Source organism: Runella rosea, from assembly GCF_003325355.1.
Taxonomy (GTDB): Bacteria; Bacteroidota; Bacteroidia; order Cytophagales; family Spirosomataceae; genus Runella; species Runella rosea.
The window spans coordinates 2809233-2832067 of sequence record NZ_CP030850.1; the positions used below are offsets into that span (position 1 = coordinate 2809233).

The 22835-nt window shown below is 47.2% G+C and carries 15 protein-coding genes; 7 read left to right on the plus strand and 8 right to left on the minus strand.

What is annotated here, in order from left to right; all coding sequences use genetic code 11:
• Nucleotides 1–13: 13 nt before the first annotated feature.
• From DR864_RS11850 to DR864_RS11865, 4 genes are all read left to right on the plus strand, one after another.
• Complete coding sequence (locus tag DR864_RS11850) at nt 14–2593, plus strand: family 20 glycosylhydrolase (RefSeq protein WP_114067175.1); 2580 nt, start codon at nt 14–16, stop codon at nt 2591–2593.
• Between the two features lie 173 nt (nt 2594–2766).
• The gene (locus DR864_RS11855; protein ID WP_114067176.1) at nt 2767–3615 is read left to right on the plus strand and encodes an ROK family protein; all 849 of its coding nucleotides are present in this window, start codon (nt 2767–2769) and stop codon (nt 3613–3615) included.
• A gap of 113 nt (nt 3616–3728) precedes the next feature.
• A complete protein-coding gene (locus DR864_RS11860) occupies nt 3729–4982 on the plus strand; it encodes a sugar MFS transporter (protein WP_114067177.1) in 1254 nt (417 codons plus the stop codon).
• Nucleotides 4983–5125: 143 nt separating this feature from the next.
• On the plus strand, nt 5126–6289 hold the full coding sequence (locus DR864_RS11865; RefSeq protein WP_114067178.1) for a DNA-binding transcriptional regulator: 1164 nt from the start codon (nt 5126–5128) through the stop codon (nt 6287–6289).
• A gap of 82 nt (nt 6290–6371) precedes the next feature.
• Here the strand turns inward: DR864_RS11865 and DR864_RS11870 are convergent, their stop codons facing one another.
• The gene (locus DR864_RS11870; protein WP_114067179.1) at nt 6372–7244 is read right to left on the minus strand and encodes an alpha/beta hydrolase; all 873 of its coding nucleotides are present in this window, start codon (nt 7242–7244) and stop codon (nt 6372–6374) included.
• Nucleotides 7245–7442: 198 nt separating this feature from the next.
• On the opposite strand from DR864_RS11870, the gene DR864_RS11875 reads away from it, so the two are divergent.
• Nucleotides 7443–10568: an ELWxxDGT repeat protein gene (locus tag DR864_RS11875; protein ID WP_114067180.1), complete on the plus strand. Its 3126-nt coding sequence runs from the start codon at nt 7443–7445 to the stop codon at nt 10566–10568.
• 1 nt (nt 10569) lies between these two features.
• On the opposite strand, the gene DR864_RS11880 is transcribed toward DR864_RS11875, so the two are convergent.
• The 6 genes from DR864_RS11880 to DR864_RS11905 form a co-directional block, all read right to left on the minus strand.
• Nucleotides 10570–11022 (minus strand): DUF4440 domain-containing protein, encoded by a 453-nt coding sequence (locus DR864_RS11880; RefSeq protein WP_162793749.1) that lies wholly within the window; start codon nt 11020–11022, stop codon nt 10570–10572.
• 148 nt (nt 11023–11170) lie between these two features.
• The gene (locus DR864_RS11885; RefSeq protein ID WP_114067182.1) at nt 11171–12682 is read right to left on the minus strand and encodes a choice-of-anchor I family protein; all 1512 of its coding nucleotides are present in this window, start codon (nt 12680–12682) and stop codon (nt 11171–11173) included.
• Nucleotides 12683–12789: 107 nt separating this feature from the next.
• On the minus strand, nt 12790–13356 hold the full coding sequence (locus tag DR864_RS11890; RefSeq protein WP_114067183.1) for a DUF4256 domain-containing protein: 567 nt from the start codon (nt 13354–13356) through the stop codon (nt 12790–12792).
• Nucleotides 13357–13371: 15 nt separating this feature from the next.
• The gene (locus DR864_RS11895; RefSeq protein WP_114067184.1) at nt 13372–13836 is read right to left on the minus strand and encodes an SRPBCC family protein; all 465 of its coding nucleotides are present in this window, start codon (nt 13834–13836) and stop codon (nt 13372–13374) included.
• Nucleotides 13837–13842: 6 nt separating this feature from the next.
• Nucleotides 13843–14166: a metalloregulator ArsR/SmtB family transcription factor gene (locus DR864_RS11900; protein ID WP_114067185.1), complete on the minus strand. Its 324-nt coding sequence runs from the start codon at nt 14164–14166 to the stop codon at nt 13843–13845.
• Between the two features lie 190 nt (nt 14167–14356).
• Nucleotides 14357–15664 carry a hypothetical protein gene (locus DR864_RS11905; RefSeq protein ID WP_114067186.1) on the minus strand — a complete coding sequence of 436 codons (1308 nt, stop codon included), beginning with the start codon at nt 15662–15664 and terminating at the stop codon, nt 14357–14359.
• Nucleotides 15665–15880: 216 nt separating this feature from the next.
• Between DR864_RS11905 and DR864_RS11910 the strand changes: the two genes are divergently transcribed.
• Both DR864_RS11910 and DR864_RS11915 read left to right on the plus strand, forming a co-directional pair.
• Nucleotides 15881–17074, plus strand: a complete 1194-nt coding sequence (locus DR864_RS11910) for a DegT/DnrJ/EryC1/StrS family aminotransferase (RefSeq protein WP_114067187.1) — start codon at nt 15881–15883, stop codon at nt 17072–17074.
• A 111-nt stretch (nt 17075–17185) separates the two neighbouring features.
• Nucleotides 17186–19858 (plus strand): glycoside hydrolase family 2 protein, encoded by a 2673-nt coding sequence (locus tag DR864_RS11915; protein ID WP_114067188.1) that lies wholly within the window; start codon nt 17186–17188, stop codon nt 19856–19858.
• 212 nt (nt 19859–20070) lie between these two features.
• Here the strand turns inward: DR864_RS11915 and DR864_RS11920 are convergent, their stop codons facing one another.
• The gene (locus tag DR864_RS11920) at nt 20071–22638 is read right to left on the minus strand and encodes a glycoside hydrolase family 20 protein (RefSeq protein WP_114067189.1); all 2568 of its coding nucleotides are present in this window, start codon (nt 22636–22638) and stop codon (nt 20071–20073) included.
• Nucleotides 22639–22835 lie beyond the last annotated feature (197 nt).

The following is a 22835-nucleotide window of genomic DNA, read 5'->3' on the forward strand; positions in this document are numbered from 1 at the left end:
AACCCCGCAAATTATGCGTAATATTTTACATAGTGCGTTCCTCTTTACAACAATTCTTGCGATTATCAGCTGTAAATCAACCCAAAGCGGTGAGTTTGACCAAGCTGGCAAGGTGGCTATTTCGTGGGAATTGGTCAGTAATTTTGTGGGTCCAAAAGACACCTTTGAAGCCAAATTTTACCTAAAAAACAACGGAACGCTCACGTTAAACGATAGTGATTGGGCCTTATTTTTCAACATGGCTCCGCGCCCGCTCACGGGGCATCCGACTCCCCAACCCGCCACCCTCGAACACATCAATGGTGATTGGTACAAAATGACGCCCAACAAAGGCTTTCGTTTAGCCCCCGGCGACTCGCTAACGGTGAGCTATCGGGGAACGGAAGGCATCGTGAAAGAAACCGACGCGCCTTTGGGTCTGTATTTTGTATTTTATGACAAAGCAGGTAAAGAGACACAAATCGTACAACTTGACCCCTGTACTGTGCTGCCCTTCACCAAAAAAGAGCAATTGCTGCGCGGAAGCAACGACGAAGACCCGATTTTGACCCACGAGCAGCAATACAAGGAGAATTTGGGCGTCAGCCCAGTAAGCACCGACAAGTTGTTGAAGGTGATTCCGACGCCCGTGAAAGTAACGCTCGGAAAAGGAACATTTACCTTGACTGCCTCCACGCCCATTCATTACCAAAACGGACTGGAGAGCGAAGCCAAATTGCTCGCCCAACGTCTCAAGGAATTGACTGGCGGTGACTTTACGGTAAAAAATGCCGCCCCAGCCGCTAGCGCGATTTCATTAACAACGGGTAAAATAGTCGTCAACGGTATCAGTAAAGAAGCCTATCAACTGACTATCAACGACAAAGGCATTTCTATCGTCGGTAGCGATGCAGCGGGGGCTTTCTACGGCACTCAAAGTTTGGCGGCGCTGATTCCAGCCCAAGCGTTTGTCCAAAAAGCGGCTGCGGTCGGTTTAGATTACGTTCAAATCGAAGATGCTCCACGCTTTCATTTTCGTAGTATGCAGCTCGACGTGAGCCGCAATTTCCAAACCAAAGAGACCCTTTTGCGGCTGCTTGATGTATTGGCATTTTATAAGCTCAACCACTTTTTATTGTACACTACTGAAGACGAAGGCTGGCGATTGGAGATTGAAGGTTTGCCAGAATTAACGCAAGTAGGTGCACAACGTCAACACATTTCCTCGTACAAGAATGCCGCCCTGCACCCCGGCTACGGTTCTGGACCTGTGGCATACGAAAAAGGCAAACACGGCAGCGGTTTTTATACCAAAGCAGATTTTATTGAAATCCTTAAATACGCCGCTGCACGGCACATCAAAATCATTCCTGAAGTAAACCTGCCCGGACACGCCCACGCCGCCATCAAAGCCATGGAGGCGCGCTACGAGCGGTTGATGAAGGAAGGTAAAGAAAAAGAAGCCAACGAATACCGCCTCATTGACCCCGATGATAAATCAATATACCTGTCGGCGCAGGGCTACAAAGACAACGTAGTAGACGTAACGCGGGAATCTACGTATCATTTTTATGAAAAAGTCACCGATGAAATCATCAACATGTACAAAGAAGCGGGTCTAACGCTCGACCTTTTTCACATCGGTGGTGATGAAGTAGCCGCAGGCGCTTGGACTAAATCTCCTTTGGCACAGGAACTTCTCAAAAAAGACCCAAGTATTGGCAATGAGTACAATCTGCATCCGTATTTCATTCGTCGATTGTTGCCGAGACTCCAAAAACGTAACCTTCAGATACACGGGTGGGAAGAAGTTTCGATGATTAAGGACAAAGACGGTGCGTTGAAAGTAAATCCTGAGTTTGCGGGCAAAAATGTCGTTCCCTACGTTTGGAACAACGTGTATGACCCCGATATGGGGTATAGAATCGCCAATGCGGGCTATCCTGTGGTGCTCTGCAACGTGACCAATTTTTATTTTGATTTGGCCTACAACAACGACCCCAAAGAGCCGGGTCTCTATTGGGCGGGGTTTGTAGACACGCGCGACAATTACACCTTTGCGCCCTACGATATGTTCAAAACCACCTACACCACCGCAATGGGCAAACCCATGGTGTTTGATAAAGTGGAACGCCTCAAACCCGAAGCCCGCAAAAACATCATTGGCGTAGAATGTCAGCTCTGGAGCGAAACCGTCAAAGGCCGCGACATGATGGAATATTATACCCTACCCAAGCTGATGGGATTTGCTGAAAGTGCCTGGAGTGCCGAGCGCCCGTGGGAGAACATTGCTGATAAAACCACGCGTGAAAAAGTCATTCAAACAGGATGGAATGTGTTTGTAAATACGTTGGCGCAAAAAGAGTTACCGCGCCTGAGTTATCTCAACGGCGGGTACAATTATCGCGTACCGTTACCAGGAGCCATCGTTGAAAACGGCACCCTGAACGCTAACGTAGCTTTTCCAGGATTAACAATTCGGTACACTACCGATGGTAGCGAGCCCACCCAAAAATCAGCAGAATACAAAAATCCAATAAAAGTAAATGGTAACGTGAAGCTGAAAAGCTTTGATGCTTCTGGCAAAGGAAGTCGGACCGTGAGTGTGAATTGATTGAACTAAAAAACACGAAATAATCATCAGTAGACGGAATTTACTGTCCAAAATTCCGAGGGTCGGTATTGCTTAAACAGTCCACAACTATACGGTAAATAAATAGGTAACTAGCGGCAGGATATACCCTACCGCAGGAATGAAAAAAAGAAAACGATTAAAAAAGAGTGAACATGAAAATAGGTGTAGATTTAGGAGGAACAAAAATAAAGGCGGGCGTCGAAACAAACGGTTCGATTATTCGGCAGAACACCATATTCCTTCAACAAAAGGACTCGTTATCGGCTACTTTAACCCAATTAATTAATCTTATTAAACCCCTAACCGACTACCCAGCCACCAGCATTGGCATCGGTGTACCGTCGGTGGTGGATGTTGAACGCGGTATCGTGTACAACGTAGCGAATATTCCATCTTGGGAGAAAGTGGCCTTGCGGGATATTTTAGAAGAAGAGTTCAACCTGCCAGTATTTGTCAACAACGACGTCAATTGTTTTACCCTTGGAGAGCACCGTTTCGGAGTTGCCAAAAACTATAGTTCGGTTGTGGGGATGACCATCGGCACAGGCCTTGGCTCAGGATTAATTATTGATAATCAGCTATATGTAGGGCACAATTGCGGGGCGGGAGAAATAGGCCTGCTTCCTTATCGCGACCATAACCTTGAATACTACGCTTGCAGCAATTTCTTCGATGCTATCCACGGCACAACTGCCCTGGAAGCAAGCCAAGCGGCGCTTAATGGTAACAAAAAGGCCATCAACATGTGGTCGGAATTTGGGGTACATATCGGGTGTGCCATCAAGGCCGCTATGTATGTATTTGACCCAGAAGCCATTGTATTGGGCGGGTCGATTTCTAAAGCCTATCCTTTGTTTAAGGCAGGAATGTTGGAAACCCTCAACGATTTTGCCTATCCGCAGTCGCTCAAGCGCCTCAAATTGCTGCAATCTCAAGATGATGATATTTCAATGTTGGGAGCCGCTGCGTTGGTATCTCAAGATTTGAAGGTGAAAGTGTAATCTATCCACATTAAGAATTCGAAGATTTACCCGAAGTTTCCTAAAGAAGTCTACATTTCCTTTTATTACTTTGTGTTCTTAGTGGTAAAATCAAACCTCGCAAACCCAATTACATGAAAAGCAACACCTTTATTGTTATTCTGATTTTTTTGATATTTTTCGTCATTTCCTTTCTTAGCAACATTCTGGGACCCATTATCCCCGACATCGTTTCTGGTTTCGATTTGAGTATAGGACTTGCAGGTTTTTTACCATTTGCTTTTTTTGTGGCGTACGGGGTGGCTTCCATTCCTTCGGGGATTTTGGTTGAAAAATACCGAGAGAAAAAGGTGCTCTTGTGGGCTTTTATGATGGCTTTCGGGGGGGCATTGCTATTTGCTTTGGTACCTACATTTACGGTGGCGTTGGTCTCATTGTTCATCATTGGTATTGGCATGGCTATGTTGCAAGTGGTCATCAATCCATTGCTGCGGGTAGCGGGCGGCGAGGCCAATTTTGCCTTTAATTCGGTGATGGCGCAGCTTTTTTTCGGCGGTGCTTCGTTTCTGAGCCCGATGTTGTACAGCTATTTGGTCTTAAACGTACACGCTGGTACCGCACCCAATGCTTTCATCAGCACGCTCAATCAAATTGTACCCGCCGACCTGAAATGGGTATCGCTTTACTGGGTGTTTGCGGTGGTGGCTTTTCTGATGGTTGTCGTGGTTCGGTTCGTTAAATTTCCCGAAGTGGAACTCAAGGAAGATGAAAAAATTGATACCGAAAATGCCTTTAAAGACTTACTCAAAAACCGCTATGTATTCCTGTTTTTCATAGGTATTTTTTGTTATGTGGGCACCGAGCAGGGCATTGCCAACTGGACTTCCAAGTTTCTCCAAACCTACCACAACATCGACCCCGCCACCGAAGGCGCCTCGGTTATATCTTATTTTTGGGGCTTACTCACCATTGGTTGCGTTTTAGGTTTGGTATTGCTCAAAATCTTCGATAGCCGTCGGGTATTGATTTTATTCACCGTGGGCGCCATTGTTTCGGTGCTGGTGGGCCTGTTTGGTCCCGTTCAAGCGGCGCTGTATGCGTTTCCGTTAAGTGGATTCTGTGCATCGGTCATGTGGTCTATCATTGTGTCGTTGGCGCTCAACTCCGTGCCGTATCACCACGGTACATTTTCGGGAATTCTTTGCTCGGGCATTGCGGGCGGTGCGGTGGTGCCGCTTATTATCGGCGGATTGGCCGAATTGGTCGGTTTACGCTTGGCAATGTTGTTTTTGATGATTACCTTAGGATACATTTTGAGCATTGGTCTCTGGGCCAAACCCCTCGTGACCAATGCCACCGTCAAAAGTTGGAAAGAGCTTTTTGCGTAGTTTGATGTAGTTAACCGTTGTTTGTTATCTGTTTTAAAATTAAGCCCTTATCGGAGAGAATTTTCTTGCTCTCAATTGTGGTTAAATAACTCATTGGCAAATAAACGTATAACGGTTAAACAGATAACCCCATTCTGTAACTTATGTACAAAATCATTCTTCTCATCGACTTTGCCGAAGAATACAGCAAGGGACTGTTGAAAGGAATCTCTAAATATTCCAAAGAGCACGGGCCCTGGATTTTCTGTCGGATGCCGTTGTTTCAGCGCGAAACAATTGGTATTGACGGGATTTTGGAGTGGGCCCTCGAATGGGAAGCCGACGGCATCATCGGGCAGTTGTATAACGACCCCAAAATTAGTAAAATCGTAGAAGCGGGCATTCCCGTCATTGCGCAAGATTTTAAAGAGCGCTTCAAGGAGATTCCCAACATCACCGGCGACCACTACGAAGCGGGCAAAATGGGGGCCGAGTATTTTCTAAGAAAAGGTTTCAAAAACTTCGCATTCTACGGTTTCAAAGACATCGTTTGGTCGCGCGAGCGCGCCAATGGCTTCGAAGATAGGGTCAAAAAAGCGGGGCATCAAGTGCATTATTTTGAGCACATTATGGCGCGGTCGAGTGAGTTGTGGTATTACAAGCCCAGCCCGTTGAGTCAGTGGCTCAAATCCTTGCCCAAGCCTATCGCCCTCATGACCTGCGACGATAACCAGGGGCAGCATATCACCGAGGCTTGTCGTCAGTCCAACATCCGTATTCCCGAACACGTGGCGGTGCTGGGCGTTGACAACGACGAAATGATTTGTGAGTTTTCGGACCCACCGCTATCGAGCATTGGCCAAGACACCGAAAAGGGCGGTTACGATGCGGCCAAGCTACTCCACCACATGATTGAACACGGTACAGCCGACTATTACGACATCATCGTTAAACCCACGCAAATCATCACGCGGCAGTCGACCGACATTTACGCCACCAACGACCGATACATTGCTTCTTCGCTGAAGTTTATTCACCAAAATATCGACAAAAACCTGCAAGTGGAGGATATTGTCAAGCAAGTTCCGCTGTCGAGAAGAGCCTTAGAACAGCGTTTTCAGGACATTACAGGGTACCCGATCTACAAATACATTTTTAATCTCCGTATCGAAAAATTCACCCAAAAACTCATCGAAACCGACATGACGGTTTTTGAAATCGCGCTGGACATGGGTCTGGCCGATAGCAAAAACATTGCACGTCAATTCCGACAAATCAAAGGCTGTACGCCCATTGAGTACCGGAATCAGCACTTGGCGGGGAAGTAAATTTGTCCCTTTTGGGCTTCCTTAACACAAAAAATGGCGGTGCAAACACCGCCATTGGCCCAACAGCTTTCTTGCTCTTAAATCAATATTGATGAAACGCGTCGGAGACAAACGACAGCACCGTGGGCAACGCTTTGCGCCAATACGTCCAGGTATGCCCACCGTCGTGAATGCGGAATTCGTGCGGAATTTCTTTTTTACGCATCGCAATGTGTACCAACGAGTTGCCTTCAAACAGAAAATCATCATCGCCGCAATCAATGTACCAGCGCACCGCCTTTTTCTGGTCGTCGGGTACATTTTTGATTAACTCCAACACACTCTGACGCTTGTAATACGCCTCCATTTCGGCATCGGTGTATGTTACATCGGGCTTTGTTCGTTTTAACTGGGCTTTTACATCTTCTAGGGTAAGCGGCCCCGTGGCAGCGCTGAGCGGGCAGGCCGACGAAAACAACTCTGGATGATGCAACGCATAGGTAAACGAGCCACCGCCGCCCATAGATAAGCCCGCCACGGCTCTAAAGCGTTTTTCGGTTTTAATCCGGTAGGTTTTTTCCACGTAAGGCATCAATTCCTGAAAGAAAAAATCTTCGTAACGCCATTCATTTTTGGGGTCGTTGGCGTAGCCACGTGTACCCGTATTGGCATCGGGCATGACGATTATCATGGGCGTGGCGGTGCCATCGCTGAATGCTTTCTCGGCAATCTGCTGTACTTCACCAAATTGCACCCAACCCGTTTGGTCGTCGCCAGCACCGTGGAGCAAGTATAACACGGGATACGTACGTTGCGAAGTCTCATAATTGGGGGGCAAATAAATGGCGAATTTTCGGTCGCTTTTCAGGATTTTACTCGACACGCTCAGATTATCAAATACTTTACCCGATTGAGCCATCATTAGTTGGGTGACCAACAAAGATACCCCGACGGTAAGCGCTACACTTTTTTTCATTTTTAGGAGGATTTAAAGATATACTTATTGTAAAATAATTCAGTTTTTCAAGATATATATAAATGCAAATTTCACCTTTTTTACATTTTAGGTTACTTTTGAAACATAAGAAAAGCGTCGAAATCTCGACAACAGGTTGAGGGGAATGAGCTGTTATTATTAAATGAAAGAATCCTAAACCTCTTATTTAACCTACAAATGAAAAGTTTACTTTTAGTCGTATCATTTTTCACTTTTTGCAGTAGTTTACAAGCCCAATCTCTCCTGAAAGATATCAAAACCGACAACGGCTCATCGCACCCCCGGCAAGTAATTGACATCAACGGAACCATCTTTTTTTTGACCAAAACCAACAGCAACGAAACCGTAGAACTCTGGAAATCTGACGGCACCAACGCTGGAACTTCGCTCGTCAAGAACCCCTACGCTGGCGCTGCTGGGCCTTTTTTCCCCAATACAAGCACTTCTGTATTCTTTAAATTCAACGATAAACTGATTTTTACCGCTACCGATACACAGTCCAATCAGACGTTAGAACTATGGATTACGGATGGTACTGCGGCGGGCACCAAAATGCTCAAAGACATCAACCCAGGCAACTCAGGCTCAAATCCCAATACCTTTGTACAATTGGGCGCAAAGTTTTTGTTTAAAGCCTTTGCTCCCACCAGTGGCGAAGAACTTTGGGTGAGTGATGGCACCACCGACGGCACGCAGCTCTGTAAAGATATTTACAGCGGCAACAACCCCTCCTCCATCCGAGGATTTACCGTTTTTAACGAAAAGGCTTTCTTTTATGCCTCCGAACCAAACACAGGCACCGAACTATGGATGACCGACGGCACCACCGCAGGCACTGCTGTGGTGACAGATGCCCAACTCAATCCGGGCGGTGGGCTAAGCACGATTGACGCCACGATTCAACTCCCCGTAGCTACCTCTACCCACCTCTATTTCCCAGTTGCTAACAGTGTGTATGGCAAAGCCCTCTTTGGCTATTCCACCACGGGCTTGCTGGGATTAGCCTTTCAGAACGGATACGGAAATGCCATTCCTAAAGAGCTGACGCTGTTTAATGACCGGGTATATTTTACCGCCAACTTTAACAACATCGCGACTCAACGTAACCTTTTCAAGACCGACCCGAACGATTACGCACAGTATGCTTTGGGGGCATACGGCAACGACCCCAAAGACCTGACAGTTGCTAATGGAAAATTGTTTTTTACGGCCGATGATTTCAACTTACGACGTGAATTATTCAAAACGGATGGTATTACCGATATTACCGCCCCTACCCCAATCAAAGACATCAACCCCACCACCACCACCGGGGATGTGACCTTCCCGACCGAAGCCGCCAAACGAATCTTTATCGGAACCCCTACCCGACTTTATTTTTTTGCCAATAACGGCACAACAGGGTTTGAACTTTGGAGCTCTGACGGAACCTCTTCGGGCACCAACTTGGTCAAAGACTTTATCACGGGTACGGGTACCGCCAACTATTCTTATTTGCAGGCGTTTGAGAGTGAGTTGTTTTTCATTGCCAACGAAACATCCTTAGGGTACAAAGCTTGGAAAACCAACGGAACATTGGCGGGTACGCAGACCGTTGAATCCATCACCCCAGCGCTCAATATCACCAACGTGTACCCACTCCGAAATTCAGGCAGTACGTTTTTTCTAAGTGCTTTTTCGGCCACTACGGGCTATGAATTGTATAAACTGAGCGGTGGCGTGGTGTCGTTGGTCAAAGATATCAAGACGGTCTCACAAAACAACAACCAAAATTTTTCAAAGGTAAACGAGGGTATGGCGGGCATATTTTTTATCTATGACAACGGCAAAGACGGGATGGAATTATGGAAAACCGACGGTACGCAAAGCGGCACGCAGTTGTTTTATGATTTCTACTCGTATCCGCTGAGTACCCAGAATCCGTACCGCTCGTTTACTTCCTTCGATTTCTACAGCAATTCAAGTATGTTCAACTCGGAGTTTGTGTGGTACAACAACAAAATGTATTTCTTTGTTAATCAACAACTTTGGGTGACCGACGGCACCAACCCTCCTACTCTTTTCAAGAATACTCAAGGCAATGGCTCTAACAATGCATACTCCCTCGCCGTCTATCAGGGGGCATTGTATTTCAACATCGACAACAACCTTTGGAAAACGGACGGAACCGAAGCGGGAACCGTGCTCGTCAAAAGCCTAGACAATAGCCAAGGCCCACCGCTCAGCAATTTTGCAGTGGTCAACAACCTCTTGTTCTTTTCGGGATATACCTCCACCCACGGCGAAGAAATATGGCGGTCAGATGGTACAACTGCGGGTACATTTATGACCAAAGAACTCATCCCAGGCATTAATTACCCCGAACTTCCCAGCTCATTCAAGGTTAAGCCCATGGGTAATACGTTATTTTTTACCTTCTACGACTCCGTCATTGGACGCGAACTTTGGAAGTCAGACGGGACAGAAGCAGGAACTGTATTGGTCAAAGACATAGCTTCAGGGGAGGGAGTGGGGTCTTCGCCCGAATACATGACCAATTTCAACAATCAGTACCTAGTGTTTTCTGGAAATAACAGCGACTGGACCAATCCTAACGCCAACGGAAATGGAACTGAACTCTGGAAATCAGACGGTACTACGGCGGGTACGCAGATGATCAAAGACCTAAATCCTGCCCTTGGAGAAAGTTCCTACCCCATCAATCTCTACCAAAATAGTTTCGCCATTTTTAACAATAAAATCTATTTCTCAAGCACAGCTCCCGACGGACAGCGCCGACTGACGGTGTCTGATTTAACGCCTACGGGCACTTATCATCTCGACATGCTGGCGGGGGTTGAAGTGCGGGCCACCCATTATGGCTTAGCATTTGTGGGCTATGACACTATCTCAATCAGCAATGAACCGTACTTCTCAGACGGCACCACCAAAGTGCTGCTGAAAAATATCGCCCCCGCAACAAATTTTAGTTCCTCCCCCAACAGTTTCTACCACTCGCCATTACGAAAAATCATTCTTTTTCTGGCAAATGACGGCACAACAGGGCCCGAGATCCACGCCTTAAAAGATTGCCCCATTCAGTCAACCGTGGGCGGAACACTTTCGGGCACCAATCAGATTACGGCCCATCAATTCATCACGTCAACGGCCAAGCTATCAACAAACAGCACCACCACTTTTACGGCGGGTAACGCAATTTTGCTCGCACCCGGTTTTGAAACCACTGCCGTCAAATCCTTTTTGACCCAAATCAATGGGTGTACTTACAGCACCACTGGCCCCGCACCCGTGCCAGGCAACTAGCCTATTTGGGCATCGGGGTAGAGTGCATTTGGGTCAGCCACCAGCGGCGGTTTTTCTTAACCAAAATGGCGCTTTCTAGCCATTTGACGGTTCTTTTTTCGTTGGTCTCCGCGTGGGTTAGCGAGGCGGTGTTGTAATACCCCACCCACGCAATGTCTTTTTTGACGTTGATCCGGATGAAGTTAAAGGCGTTGGTTCTTACCCAAATACGCTTCTGCGCCTGCCGTTTGGCCACGAAGTTACGCAGGGTATCAGTTGTCCAGAGATACCCCACTTCGTAAAGTTCAAACTCGGGCGTACAGTTACGCTCCATGTATTTGAGGTCATTTTGGGAGAACAGCTCAAAAAAATCGGCAATGACATTTTTAATGGCCACGGTATCTTTGGCCAGTTCCTGAGCGAAGCTACTCAAGGGAGCATATCCTAAAAGGCAAACAAGGAGAATTTTTTTCATGGGTTTGTTGAAGTAAGGAGGCAATTAACTGATTTTGCCGCGTTTGGGCAAGAAAAAATAGCAAAACAGCTTAACGACCTTCTTGCTAATACAAACATCGGCTGCCCCGCATAGCAGAACAGCCGATGATTTGTATTAAAGTCAAACCTTACTGAGGCATGTACACTTTGATGACGCCGTCGTTCTCGCTGCTGACCACAAACAAACTCTTTTTAACGGGGCTGTTTTGAGCGGGAATAAACAGAACACCTTCGGGAGCATCACCGCTTTTCAGCATTTGTAAAAATATTGGTAAAGTGGGGTTAGTTACGTCGTAGATTGCCACCGCATCTGCTCTTTCCATTCCCACAAAAGCGATTTTACGACCGCCCACGGTACCAATCGCGATGCCTTCTGGTTCTACACCTTTGTCGTCGCTTCGACCGTCATCGTATACGCCCGCAGTTATGGCGCGTTTTTCGAGGTCGTTTTTACTATCGAATACCAAGTTACCATTGGCACCGTTCCAAACACTAAACGAACGGGCACCTAAAGAATACAGTGCTTCGAGTTCGGCATCCCCGTCGGTATTTCCGAGCGTTGTAGTGATGTTTAGGCGGCCCAATTGCGTCGCCTGTTTTAGTGTGGCAGCATTGGGAAATACGGCGGGGTCCAGCGTAACGGCATTGGCGCTTATCCGACGTATCTCCGAGAATCCGGTGTATTCGCGGGCATCTCCTTCATTGGCGGTGAATAAATAAGGGGTTCCGCCAGTTTCTACTACGGCAATGGCGTCGGGTTGATACATGCCAAATACGGGCCATTTCTTAAACGCAACGGCATTGTCCTGATCACTTACGTCGATGGCGTTTTCGTCCAAATTGTAATTTTTGAAGCCTAACGGAAAGATGTCAGTGATGGTTTTTGAAGTTAGGTTAATTTTGGCAATGGCATTGTTTTCCTGCAAGGTAACCCACGCCGTTTTGGAATCTTCAGAAACTGTAATATACTCAGGTTCAATATCTTTAACGATGTCGGCTCCTGGGCCGAATAGCCGAAAACCCTTGGCCGTCAAAGCGGCGAGTTGGGGAGCAAAAGAAGCAAAACCAAGCGTAACGACCGAATAGTTGTTATCTACTGAAAGGATAGAAACCGTACCAGCGGGGTCGACAGTATAAGCATCGTTTGGCTCACCTTCATTCGCAGTAAGAATAAAACGCCCGTCGGGCGAGTAAGTAATCATATCGGGCAATGCTCCCACGGGAATCACCTTTACTTCTTTATAATCAACGGTATTAAAGATGACCACTTTCCCGTTCTCTTGCTTATTTAGGGATTCAATGGCCGCCGCCAATTGGCCTTTGTATACACTTACGCTATTGACCGCACCTCCATAAGGGGCCATGCTGATGCTGCCTATCACTTTCATCGCCGCAGGATTGCTGAAATCAATCACGTCGATTTTATTGATTGGATTATTCCCCGTTACGTTATTGTTGACCACAAAAAGTCGACCCGTGACTGGGTCGTACGCGCTGATTTCAGCCGCGCCAATATCGCCAATGTCAATACTTCCTATTTCGGCAAAAGTGGGTGGGTTTTCGTTGGCTGGGTCAAGACGGTGATCGTCGCAACTGATGATGACGAATAGCAGCGAGAGAGAGAGTAGTATTTTTTGCATAGTGTTTTATTTGCAAAAGTACCCTCCCGGTATTACGCAGATATGAATAAACCATTAAGTGATAGTTAAATGTAAGAAGGACGTTTTGAGCCAATTTTCGAGAAAATTCAGGCCCTCAGCGAGCCCCGGAACCCTCGGGCGGCGTAGTAAGATTCGGCGCCGTTGTGATACAAAAATACCGTATCGTAGCGACGGTCACAAAAAAGGGCACCACCGCGCTTTCTAATTTCGGCGGGTGTTTGTACCCAACTTGAAGTTTTCAGGTCAAAATTCCCCAATTGCTGCAACTGTCGGTATTGTTCTTCCGTTAAAAGCGCAATGCCCATATCGGCCGCCATCTCAACGGCGCTGTTTACGGGTTTATTTTCTTTTCTTGCCTCTAGTGCCTCATGGTCGTAGCAAACACTTCTTCGACCTTTAGGACTTTCTGCGGCGCAATCATAAAAAATGTATTCATCAGTCTTGGCATCATACCCCACCACATCAGGTTCGCCACCGCTGATTTCCATTTCATCAAGCGACCACAGTTTTTCGGGATTGGCTTCCAGTCTTGCCAATACATTAGCCCATTCTATTCCTTGATGACGGTTTCGGTTTTTCTCAAAGCGTGCTTTCAATACGCTAAGCAGTTCTTTCTGTTGTTCCGAAGACAATTCCTTTTTAGTATTATTCATGTTGTTAGTTTTAAGTTATTTTAAGTTACTTACGATGTCCTGTATTCGATTGTGGGCCATATTGATACCTTGCGCAAAGGGTAACTTCAGCATTTGGTCTCGGTCGGCCACGGAGCGATAGACGATGTGCATGGTGAGTTTGCTGGTAGCTTCGGTGAGTTTTTCAAATTCCAGAAACTCCAACTGAATGGGAAAGCGGGTATTTTCCATTTCAAACGTCCGAGTGATTTTCTGGGTTGGCACAAACTCATGGATTACGCCGTTGAAACCGTGTTTGTTTCCCTTCGGGTCGGTGGTTTCAAACTGATAACTGCCGTGCTTTTTGTTTTCCAATTTCAGCACCTTGGTTCCCATCCATTGCTCTACAATGTTGGGCTCCTCGTAGGCTTTAAACAGTAACTCTAAGGGTAAATCAAACTCCCTTGTGATGATCAAGTCCTGTTTGCCGTCTTCGGCCTGGATTTTTGTTTTTTGTTCCATGCTGTTTTATTTTTCTGGTTTATAGTTTTTCATAATCGCTTCCAATTTGTTAAATCGATCGTCCCACATTTGGCGGAACGGCTCAATAAAATCATCTACTTCTTTCATTTTCAGCACATTGAGGTGGTAGTAGATTTCCCTGCCGTTTTGTTGTTGTTGCAGCAATTCACACTCGGTGAGTATTTGCAGGTGTTTAGAAACCGTCGGGCGGGCGGTGTCAAAGTTGGCCGCGATGGCCCCCGCCGTCATAGCTTGCGAAGCCACTAGCAGCAGAATAGCCCTCCGTGTGGGGTCGGCAATGGCTTGAAATACGTCTCGTCGTAAGTTCATCGTGTAGTCATTTGACTACAAATATATGTGTAGCTATTTGACTACACAACTTTTTCTACGATTTTTTTGGGGAGGGGGGAACTGTTTTATAAAGTCTTTCAACAATTGGGCAAAACTTAGTATCCAACGGCAAAACCCCACAAAAAAAGCGTCGGTTTCCCAACGCTTTTCTTATTTTTAAAACCAGTCACTACTTCGCTTCCTCCACTGGCGGCGGTACGCCAAAGCGCTTTTGGGCATTTTTCAGCTCGTCGTGGGAGTTGATGAGGATGAGCGTCAGGAGCGCAAAAACGACCAGCAAAATGCCGAAATTGATTCCCCATTTCTTGGGCGCAAGTCCTTTTGGTGTAAACTCGGGTTGAGTTTTACCAATCAACAGGGCCACGATGACCCAATTGACAATGTAGAGGTATTGCTCAATGCGGTAACCACTCATAAAAGCGCCCGTAATCAACAGACTAAATACCACATACAAGCCCCAATGACCCAGAAAAAGGGTATAAACTTCGTTGGGGCTGTAAGCAAGCGGATTAGGTTTGTTTTGGTAAAAACGCACCCACCAAAAAGACGTAAAAGCCACCACCAAACCTATCGAAGTCCATTGTACCCCCACCAACATGGGGCTGTCGGCGGCTACTTCTATCTTGCTGTAAATACCCTGAAGGCGTTCTAAGTCAAAGGATTGGTCCCACACAATAAACGGAATCACCAATACCGCCATCAGCAACGGAAACCAAACCTTAGATTTGGATTGGGTCTCGTCGGTCTTTTCCCACTGCGAGGTCAGCGTGCCGTAAGTCATGCCGAGTCCGCCGAAAAAGCCTAACGAATACTCCATTACGTTCCAGAAATTGAACTTGATACCCGAAATATGCCCGAGTACTTGCAGAAAATTTCCGAAACCAAAGCCAAAACCGCCACCCAATCCCGTAAACACCGCCACGCGCAAGGCGGCATAATGCTTATTTCGGACCAGATACCACGTTAGGGCCACGGCCGAACCAAAGCATGCCGCCCACATTTCGGAGCGCGGTGGGGTCATGCGCCATTCAAATTCTTCAATCATGAAGAAGTAAAAAACAATCGCCCCAACTACCATTTCAACGATTACTTCGTGCCATTTGACAGGCTTAGCGGCTGAATTTTCCAACGCTAAACCAAACAAACCACCTCCTACAAAACCGTACAATCCGCCAATGACAAACAACATCAGCAAGCCGTAATACACATTCACAAACTCAATTCCGCGCCCATAGCCCACCACAACTCCATAACTCGCCAAGCCCCCCAAGCCCCAGCCAATGGCCCCCGCAAGGGTAGCGGCAAAGACTTTGGCGTGCCAATCGGCACGTTTGGCCACGAGCAAAACGCTCAGCGAACCAATGGCCCCCGCCCAAGCAGCGCCGTGTTCGTGACCGAATTGTCCGCGAATGGCCCAGGCCGTCCCGAGCGCCATTCCGACCATGAGCATTGAAAAATAGAGTTGTTTGTTTTTCATCGTGAAATCAGATATTTTAAAGGTTTAGTGTCGTTTTTTGATATACAGTTTTATCGAGAAAAAGGGCTACTTTAGGTTGTTTTTTGGGTCACAGAGTTTTTCTCAGTCTAACTCTGTTTCTCTGTGGTTAATCAAAAGGCGCTGATTAAAAGAATAGCCCAAAACACTCCCTAAACAGTATTATATCTTATACTAAGAAACCCCCATTATAAAAAAGTGGAAACAGCTGAAAAAACGGTCAGGAAGACCTTTTCCTGGCCCATATTTGATGAAACCGAAGTAGAAGCCGTGGCCGATGTAGTACGAAGCGGCAAATGGGGCAACCCTGATTGCGGCGATTTGGTCGAGACTTTTGAGAAAGAATTTGCCGCGTATTGCGGCAGTAAGTACGCCGTTAGCTGCGTCAACGGCTCAGTGTCGTTGCGGTTGGCGCTGATTGCCTGTGGCGTAAAGCCCGGCGATGAGGTCATCGTACCGCCTTATACGTTCATTGCCACGGCCTCCACGGTCATTGAGGCCAACTGCGTGCCCGTGTTTGTGGATCTGGACCCCGATACGTACAACATTAGCCCCCAAGCCATCGAGGCCGCCATTACCCCACGCACCAAAGTTATCATTCCTGTGCATTTTGGTGGACAGTCTTGCGACATGGACGCCATCATGGACATTGCCAAACGCCACAATCTCCGCGTCATAGAAGATGCCGCCCACGCCCACGGAGCCGAATACAAAGGCAAAAAACTGGGCTCCATCGGCCATGTGGGCAGTTTTAGTTTTCAATCTTCCAAAAACCTCACAGCAGGCGAAGGCGGAATCGTGGTGACGGACGATGATGAACTCTACGCCATGATGAACTCCCTCCGTAACGTGGGCCGCATCGAAGGCGGGCAGTGGTACGACCATTATAATCCGGGCTGTAATTATCGCATTACGCAAATGCAGGCGGTATTGCTCTCGGCCCAGCTCAAACGGTTGGAGGCGCAGACCATTACACGGGACGAAAATGGTCTGTATTTGAACGCTTTGTTGGAACAAATCGACGGCATTACCCCGTTGAAACGCGACTTGGACATCACCCTGCATTGTTACCATATTTACATTTTCAAATACGACCAAACGTACTTTGGCGGACTGAGCAAAATCGAATTTGTGGAGCGTTTGGCGGCAGAAGGTGTGCCCTGTTTCCGAGGATACCCGCATCCGTTGTACAAACAGCCGTTGTTTCAAAACAAAAACTTTATGTGCTACGCCATTCCTGACGAGGTGGACTATACGCACGTAAATTGTCCCGTAGCCGAGCGCGCGTGCAGCGACGAAGCCGTTTGGATCTTGCAACACGCGATGTTGGGAACCAAGGAAGATATGGAGTCCTTTGCGGCTGCGATTCTTAAAGTACAAAGTGAAGTTTAAAAGTGAAGGTCACAAAGTTGCACAGAGTGCCACCACAGAGTTCCACAAAGAAACTCGGTGTAACTCTGTGTATAACTTTGTGAAACTCTGTGACCATTTTATTGAAAAGCAATGCAAAAAATAATCTTAAAATTCAATTTCATTGTAGTAACGGTACTTGCTCTCACAAGTTGTGGCTCCAAAATCACCATCGAAGACCGCGCTTTGCGCGACAGTTGGATGATTGCTTCTTCCAAAGAAGTGGCCGGTGATGCCAAAGCCCTTTCGGAGAAAATCAACGCTTCCGACAAATGGTACAAAGCCACGCTTCCGACCACCGTCTTGGGTGCCTTGGTAGACGCGGGCGAGTACAAGGATGTGTTTGTGGGCAAGAACCTGGAAAAAGTACCGCGGGCCCGTTTTGAAAACAATTGGTGGTTCAGAAATACCTTCACGGTCGATGACTTTGACGCCCAAAAAGAACAATTGCGATTGTTGGTGGAAGGTATCAACTACCGCGCCAATTTTTGGGTAAATGGAAAGCAAATCGCCACGCAGGATACCTTGTTCGGGGCGTTTCGGCAGTTTGATTTAGACATTACGCAAGCAGCCCAAAAGGGAGAAAATACGCTTTTGGTGGAGATTTTTCCGCCCAAAGTCCGTGATTTTTACATGGGCTACGTCGATTGGGCACCCACGCCTCCCGATCATTTTATGGGCATTTACCGTGACATTCGCCTCAAACGTTCGGGCAAAGTGTCGCTCAACGCGCCGTTTGTGGCTCCCGATGTCGATACCAAGGATTTGAGCAAAGCGAGCTTGACCGTCAGTACCGAGGTCGTTAACCACGGCAGCGAAGCCAAAACGGTGGAGGTTTCGGGAAAAATAGAAGACATTGCCTTTAAGAAAACGGTCAAATTGGCCCCCAATGAGCGGCAGGAAGTGAAGTTTACGCCGCAGGAATTTGCCCAATTGAACCTCAAAAACCCACGTCTTTGGTGGCCGAACGGCTTGGGAGAACCCGCGCTTTATACACTTGAATTGGAAGTCAACGACCAAGGAACGGTACAGGACAATCAAACCACGAAATTTGGTGTACGAAAAATCGAAACGGCACTCAACGACAAAGGCGTACGCGGTTACAAAGTCAACGGTCGCGATGTATTGATCAAAAGTGCCGGTTGGGTAGATGATCTGTTTTTGCGGTATATGCCCGAAAAAGACGCGGCGCAATTGCGTTATGTCAAAGAAATGAACCTCAACTCGCTGCGTTTTGAGGGGATTTGGGGCAACAATCACCATCTCTATGACCTTTGCGACGAAAACGGCATTTTACTCATGGTCGGCTGGAGCTGTCAGTGGGAATGGCCAGATTATCTGGGCATGGAACTGAAAATGAAGCCTGGCGACGAAAACTTACCTATCAATGAAGGCGTGGATCTGTACGCGGTAAAACTCACACCGCAGGAAGAGATTTTACTTTCCAACTACTTCCGCGACCAAGTCAAATGGCTGCGCAATCACCCGAGCATTTTCACGTGGGCGGGCGGCAGCGATGCCATGCCGAAGCCGTCGTTGGAAAAAATGTATCAGGAAACCCTAAAAAAATACGACCCCACGCGGGAGTTTTTGGTGTCGTCGGGGGCGTTTGTGAGCACTATTTCGGGCTCGTCGGGCATGAAAATGAACGGGCCGTACGAGTACGTGCCGCCGGTGTATTGGTACGAAGACAAAAAACTCGGTGGTGCCTACGGCTTCAATTCCGAGGTTGGCCCCGGCCCGCAAATCCCTCCCGTAGAAAGCATCAAAAAAATGATTCCCGAAGCGGATTTGTGGCCTGCTGATAATCCGATGTGGAATTATCATTCGGGAAGAAAAGACTTCAATACGATGGGTGTATACCTCAAAGCCCTCAACAACAAATACGGTACGCCCGCCAATTTGGACGACTTGGCCATGAAAGCGCAGTTGATGAACTATGAAGCGATTCGCCCGATGTTTGAAGCGCACGTCATCAATCGACCTACGTCTACGGGCGTGGTGCAGTGGATGCTCAATTCGCCTTGGCCCGAGTTTTACTGGCAGTTATACGATTATTACCTTATGCCGACGGGCGCGTATTACGGCACCAAAAAAGCCGGGCAACCGCTCAACGTGGTCTATGATTATTTTAACCGTACTCTTCACGTGAGCAACGATACCCGCACGGCCATCAAAGACTATCAGGCAGAAGTAAAGCTGCTGGACCAAAATTCAAAAGTAGTTTTCGAACAGAAACAAACGTTTGATGTGGTAGAAAATACCGTTCAAAAATGGCTACAACTACCTGCCTTACAAGGCAAAAACCAAGTATATTTCCTGTCGTTGAAACTCAAAAACGCTGCTGGCGAAGTCGTAGCGGATAACTTTTATTGGCTTCCTACGAAGACCGATGAACTGGATTGGAAACAATATTTCTGGTTTTACACGCCCCAAAAACAATACGCGGATTTCACGGCGTTGAATACGTTGCCCAAAGTAAAACTCCAAACCGAAAAGACCGTCAAAGAGCAGGGCGATGAATACGAAGTGGCCGTAAAACTGACCAATCCTTCGGATAAAGTGGCGTTTTTTATTGAACTGGAATTGGCCAAAGACGCCAAAGGCGCAGCAATTTTACCCGTTTTTTGGACGGACAATTATGTTTCATTATTACCGGGTGAAACCAAAACTGTCAGCGTAAAATGCTACAAAAAAGACGCGGATAACAAGGCCCCTGCGGTTCGGGTGAAGGGGTATAATTTGGAAGGGTCTTTGGCTTTGTAAGAGGCTTTGTCAAGTGCCGGACCCACCCCGCCCTAAAGGGCACCCCTCCCAAGAGGGGAATAAAGCGAATCCCCTCCTTGGAGGGGTCGCCGAAGGCGGGGGTGGGTCCAACACTTTAAATCACTTCGCATTCTTCACCCAATGATGAAACACCTGTACGTGTTAGACTTGGAAAGTTTCAAAAACTTTCCAAGTCTGCATGACAAAAATATCTACTTCGCACTCTCCACCCAATGATGAAACGCCTCTACGTTGGGAGCGCCTTCTTCGGCGAAATGCGTGATGCCTTCTCTTTTTACGATGGTATTAAATTTGAGATAGGTGCCATCTACCCGCGAAAACGTGGGGTTTTTGCGGCATTTTAAGTACAATAATGGCAAGGAAGCCATTTCAACACGACGTAAAATTTCGTCATTGTCCGCTACTTTTTCGGCTTCTTTGAAAAGTTTGGAGGCCTGTTGGACAAAATCTCCCGCGAAAATGACATCATCGGGTTTGAGGCCTAAATGAATGTGCGTATCAGGGGTGATTCGTCCCTGAAGCAAATCGTAATATTGGCGAATAAATTTACCCGCGCGACCGTAGTAGCCAACCATAAAATCATCCACCACTTCGTTGACGTTGCACTCCGGATTCCAGAGTAATTTGGAGATCAGGTACGCCTTCAACTCTGCAAATTCTCCCCCCCGACTTTGGTAAGCAGCCTGTTCCATGATACCGATGGCGTTGTTTTCCTGAAAGGTCTTGATGTTGGGTTGGAGCACCTTGAAATTAGGATAAGGCATGATGTAATGCCCGAAATTGACCACATAATCCCAGATGTACATGTGCGGAGCCAAGGTCGACCAACCTTTGAGGTCTTGCAGAAACGATTGATTTTCGGGGCAGGATTTGAAATCGTGCGCAAAACAGCACTCAATGCTGCACAATCGCACCACGACATTGTTGCGCGGACGGATGCTTTTGGGCGGCGTACGGGTGTATTGATACGCCAACGTTCCGATGAATTTATTCGGAAATTCTTTTTCCACAGCCTCGGCCACTTGATTCACAAACCAGATATTGATGCCCGATTCACCGCCTTCGCGCTGCACAATCGCCTGACATTTATCGCATTGGCAGGGATTGTACCAGTCGTTTTGTGACACATCATAGATCAGGTAATCGGGACTTTCGCGCATCCGTTTTTTGATGCGGTCGGTGATGATCTGCAATACTTCCGGATTGGAAAGACACAATTGTGCGCGGTCGTAGGTGCGTTTGCCTTCGATCAAACTATAATATTCAGGATGTTTACCGAAAAACTCTGCGGGAGGCATAAGCGGATAAAACGTATGCACCGACCAATATGCTTCCACGCCGCCGGGCTGTTGTCGCTGATTCATGGCACCATTCATCTTATTACGTGCCGCCCACGTCGGGTCAAAGGCTTCGTAATAAAAATCATTGCGCACCCTTACGCCGGGCGCTTCCGAATGGTCAAAATGATTGAAAATCAATTCGTCTCTTTTGGGAATGACCTGCACCGTCGGTGTATAAAACCGACAACCCAGTTCATTCTCCAAAAAAGCCATCACGCCGTACATCGTGCCGCGTTGACTGCCGCCGTAGATCAAAATATCCTGTCCTGCGTTGCAATACCGAAAGGATTCGTCGAGTTCGGCAGGTGGTGTGGCTTCTGTTTTTGTTTTGACAAACTCATTGAAACCTACCACAATTTGCGGGCCATCAAAGGGTTGATTTAAAGGTTGAATCGGCAATTCTGCCCCGCTGATTTCTTTTAGCCACCGCTGCAATTCCTGCGCGGACCATTGTTCGGAAGCGGAGGCTGTGGAGGCCAACGCAATGCGATAACCTGATTTTTTTTGAGCAAATAAGGTGTAATTAATGCGCTTTCCTGCCTCAAAAGGAATGAGTTGCGTTAATTTTTCTCCGTTTTTCAACAGTATGTCCACCTGCGCCGTGAAGGGCTGTAAATGGCTGATTTTTAGAGCAAGCGGATGGGCAAAGTCGCGGCTCCGTTGTTCGGTTAAGATACTCTTTTGTTGGTTATCACGGACAGAATACTGAATACTTTGGACCAATTCATTCAGCACGGTAGTCGATAACTCAGACGCTAACTCGGCTTCACCGCTTTCTTTGGTGGTCACTTTGAAAACGTCGCCGTTTGAGGTCAGTTTTTGGGTCGAAAAGGGAAACAGTCGAACGCAAAATTCCCATCGATTTCCGCGCTCTTCCACTTTGAGCAGTAGGGTATTCGTGCCTTTTCTGAGGGTAACGGGAATGACGTCATCGTCGACGGTCAGGCCGCGCGCGCCGGGTGCATCCCAAACTTCAGTGCCATTAACCCACAATCGTCCGCCGTCGTTGGTGCCCAACGCTACAAACCAAATCCCTGCTTCCGGGGCCTGTACTTCGGTGTAGGCGTAAGCACAAATATTGTCTTCCCGCGAGACGGTTTTGTTTAAGTCAATGATGGAATCAGGCGTGATATGCAGCATCCATTTAGCAGTTCCGGTGGCGTGTCTGACCGCGTCGCCCGCTTTGATTTGAGGGTTCTTTTCACCGCCGATTTTGATTAAAAAGTCATTGTTAAACCCTACTAAATGGTCCCATTGCTGAAAAGCATCTTTGGGTTTTTCCAATGAAAACGGCCCGCACAACAGCCACGTTTGGAGCCATTTTCCTGTCGTAATGGGTTGAGGGGCAATTTTTTGCGCATGGGTTTTCCCCGCAAAGAAGATTGTTAAAAAACAGAGGAACAGAATGCATTTTTTCATGGTACAAGGTTTGGAATCAGGTATATTCGTAGTACCTTTTTAAAAGTAAAAAAGGCTATCTAAAGCTACAGCTTTGTTACTGGCACCAGCCAGCGGGCTGAAAGGGTCTTATGTGTAGAATAGAGCTTTTTTTAGATGCATACAGCATGACAAACAACTGAGAGGAATAGCCCAAACCTCTGCTCGATAAGTATTAC

What these genes read in the sequence shown, in the direction of transcription:
- DR864_RS11915 (WP_114067188.1), top strand. Translation starts at nt 17,186, where the DNA reads ATGCAAAAAATAATCTTAAAATTCAATTTCATTGTAGTAACGGTACTT.
- DR864_RS11905 (WP_114067186.1), bottom strand. Translation starts at nt 15,664, where the DNA reads ATGAAAAACAAACAACTCTATTTTTCAATGCTCATGGTCGGAATGGCG.
- DR864_RS11900 (WP_114067185.1), bottom strand. Translation starts at nt 14,166, where the DNA reads ATGAACTTACGACGAGACGTATTTCAAGCCATTGCCGACCCCACACGG.
- DR864_RS11890 (WP_114067183.1), bottom strand. Translation starts at nt 13,356, where the DNA reads ATGAATAATACTAAAAAGGAATTGTCTTCGGAACAACAGAAAGAACTG.
- DR864_RS11865 (WP_114067178.1), top strand. Translation starts at nt 5,126, where the DNA reads ATGTACAAAATCATTCTTCTCATCGACTTTGCCGAAGAATACAGCAAG.
- DR864_RS11885 (WP_114067182.1), bottom strand. Translation starts at nt 12,682, where the DNA reads ATGCAAAAAATACTACTCTCTCTCTCGCTGCTATTCGTCATCATCAGT.
- DR864_RS11920 (WP_114067189.1), bottom strand. Translation starts at nt 22,638, where the DNA reads ATGAAAAAATGCATTCTGTTCCTCTGTTTTTTAACAATCTTCTTTGCG.
- DR864_RS11870 (WP_114067179.1), bottom strand. Translation starts at nt 7,244, where the DNA reads ATGAAAAAAAGTGTAGCGCTTACCGTCGGGGTATCTTTGTTGGTCACC.
- DR864_RS11850 (WP_114067175.1), top strand. Translation starts at nt 14, where the DNA reads ATGCGTAATATTTTACATAGTGCGTTCCTCTTTACAACAATTCTTGCG.
- DR864_RS11880 (WP_162793749.1), bottom strand. Translation starts at nt 11,022, where the DNA reads ATGAAAAAAATTCTCCTTGTTTGCCTTTTAGGATATGCTCCCTTGAGT.
- DR864_RS11875 (WP_114067180.1), top strand. Translation starts at nt 7,443, where the DNA reads ATGAAAAGTTTACTTTTAGTCGTATCATTTTTCACTTTTTGCAGTAGT.
- DR864_RS11855 (WP_114067176.1), top strand. Translation starts at nt 2,767, where the DNA reads ATGAAAATAGGTGTAGATTTAGGAGGAACAAAAATAAAGGCGGGCGTC.
- DR864_RS11895 (WP_114067184.1), bottom strand. Translation starts at nt 13,836, where the DNA reads ATGGAACAAAAAACAAAAATCCAGGCCGAAGACGGCAAACAGGACTTG.
- DR864_RS11860 (WP_114067177.1), top strand. Translation starts at nt 3,729, where the DNA reads ATGAAAAGCAACACCTTTATTGTTATTCTGATTTTTTTGATATTTTTC.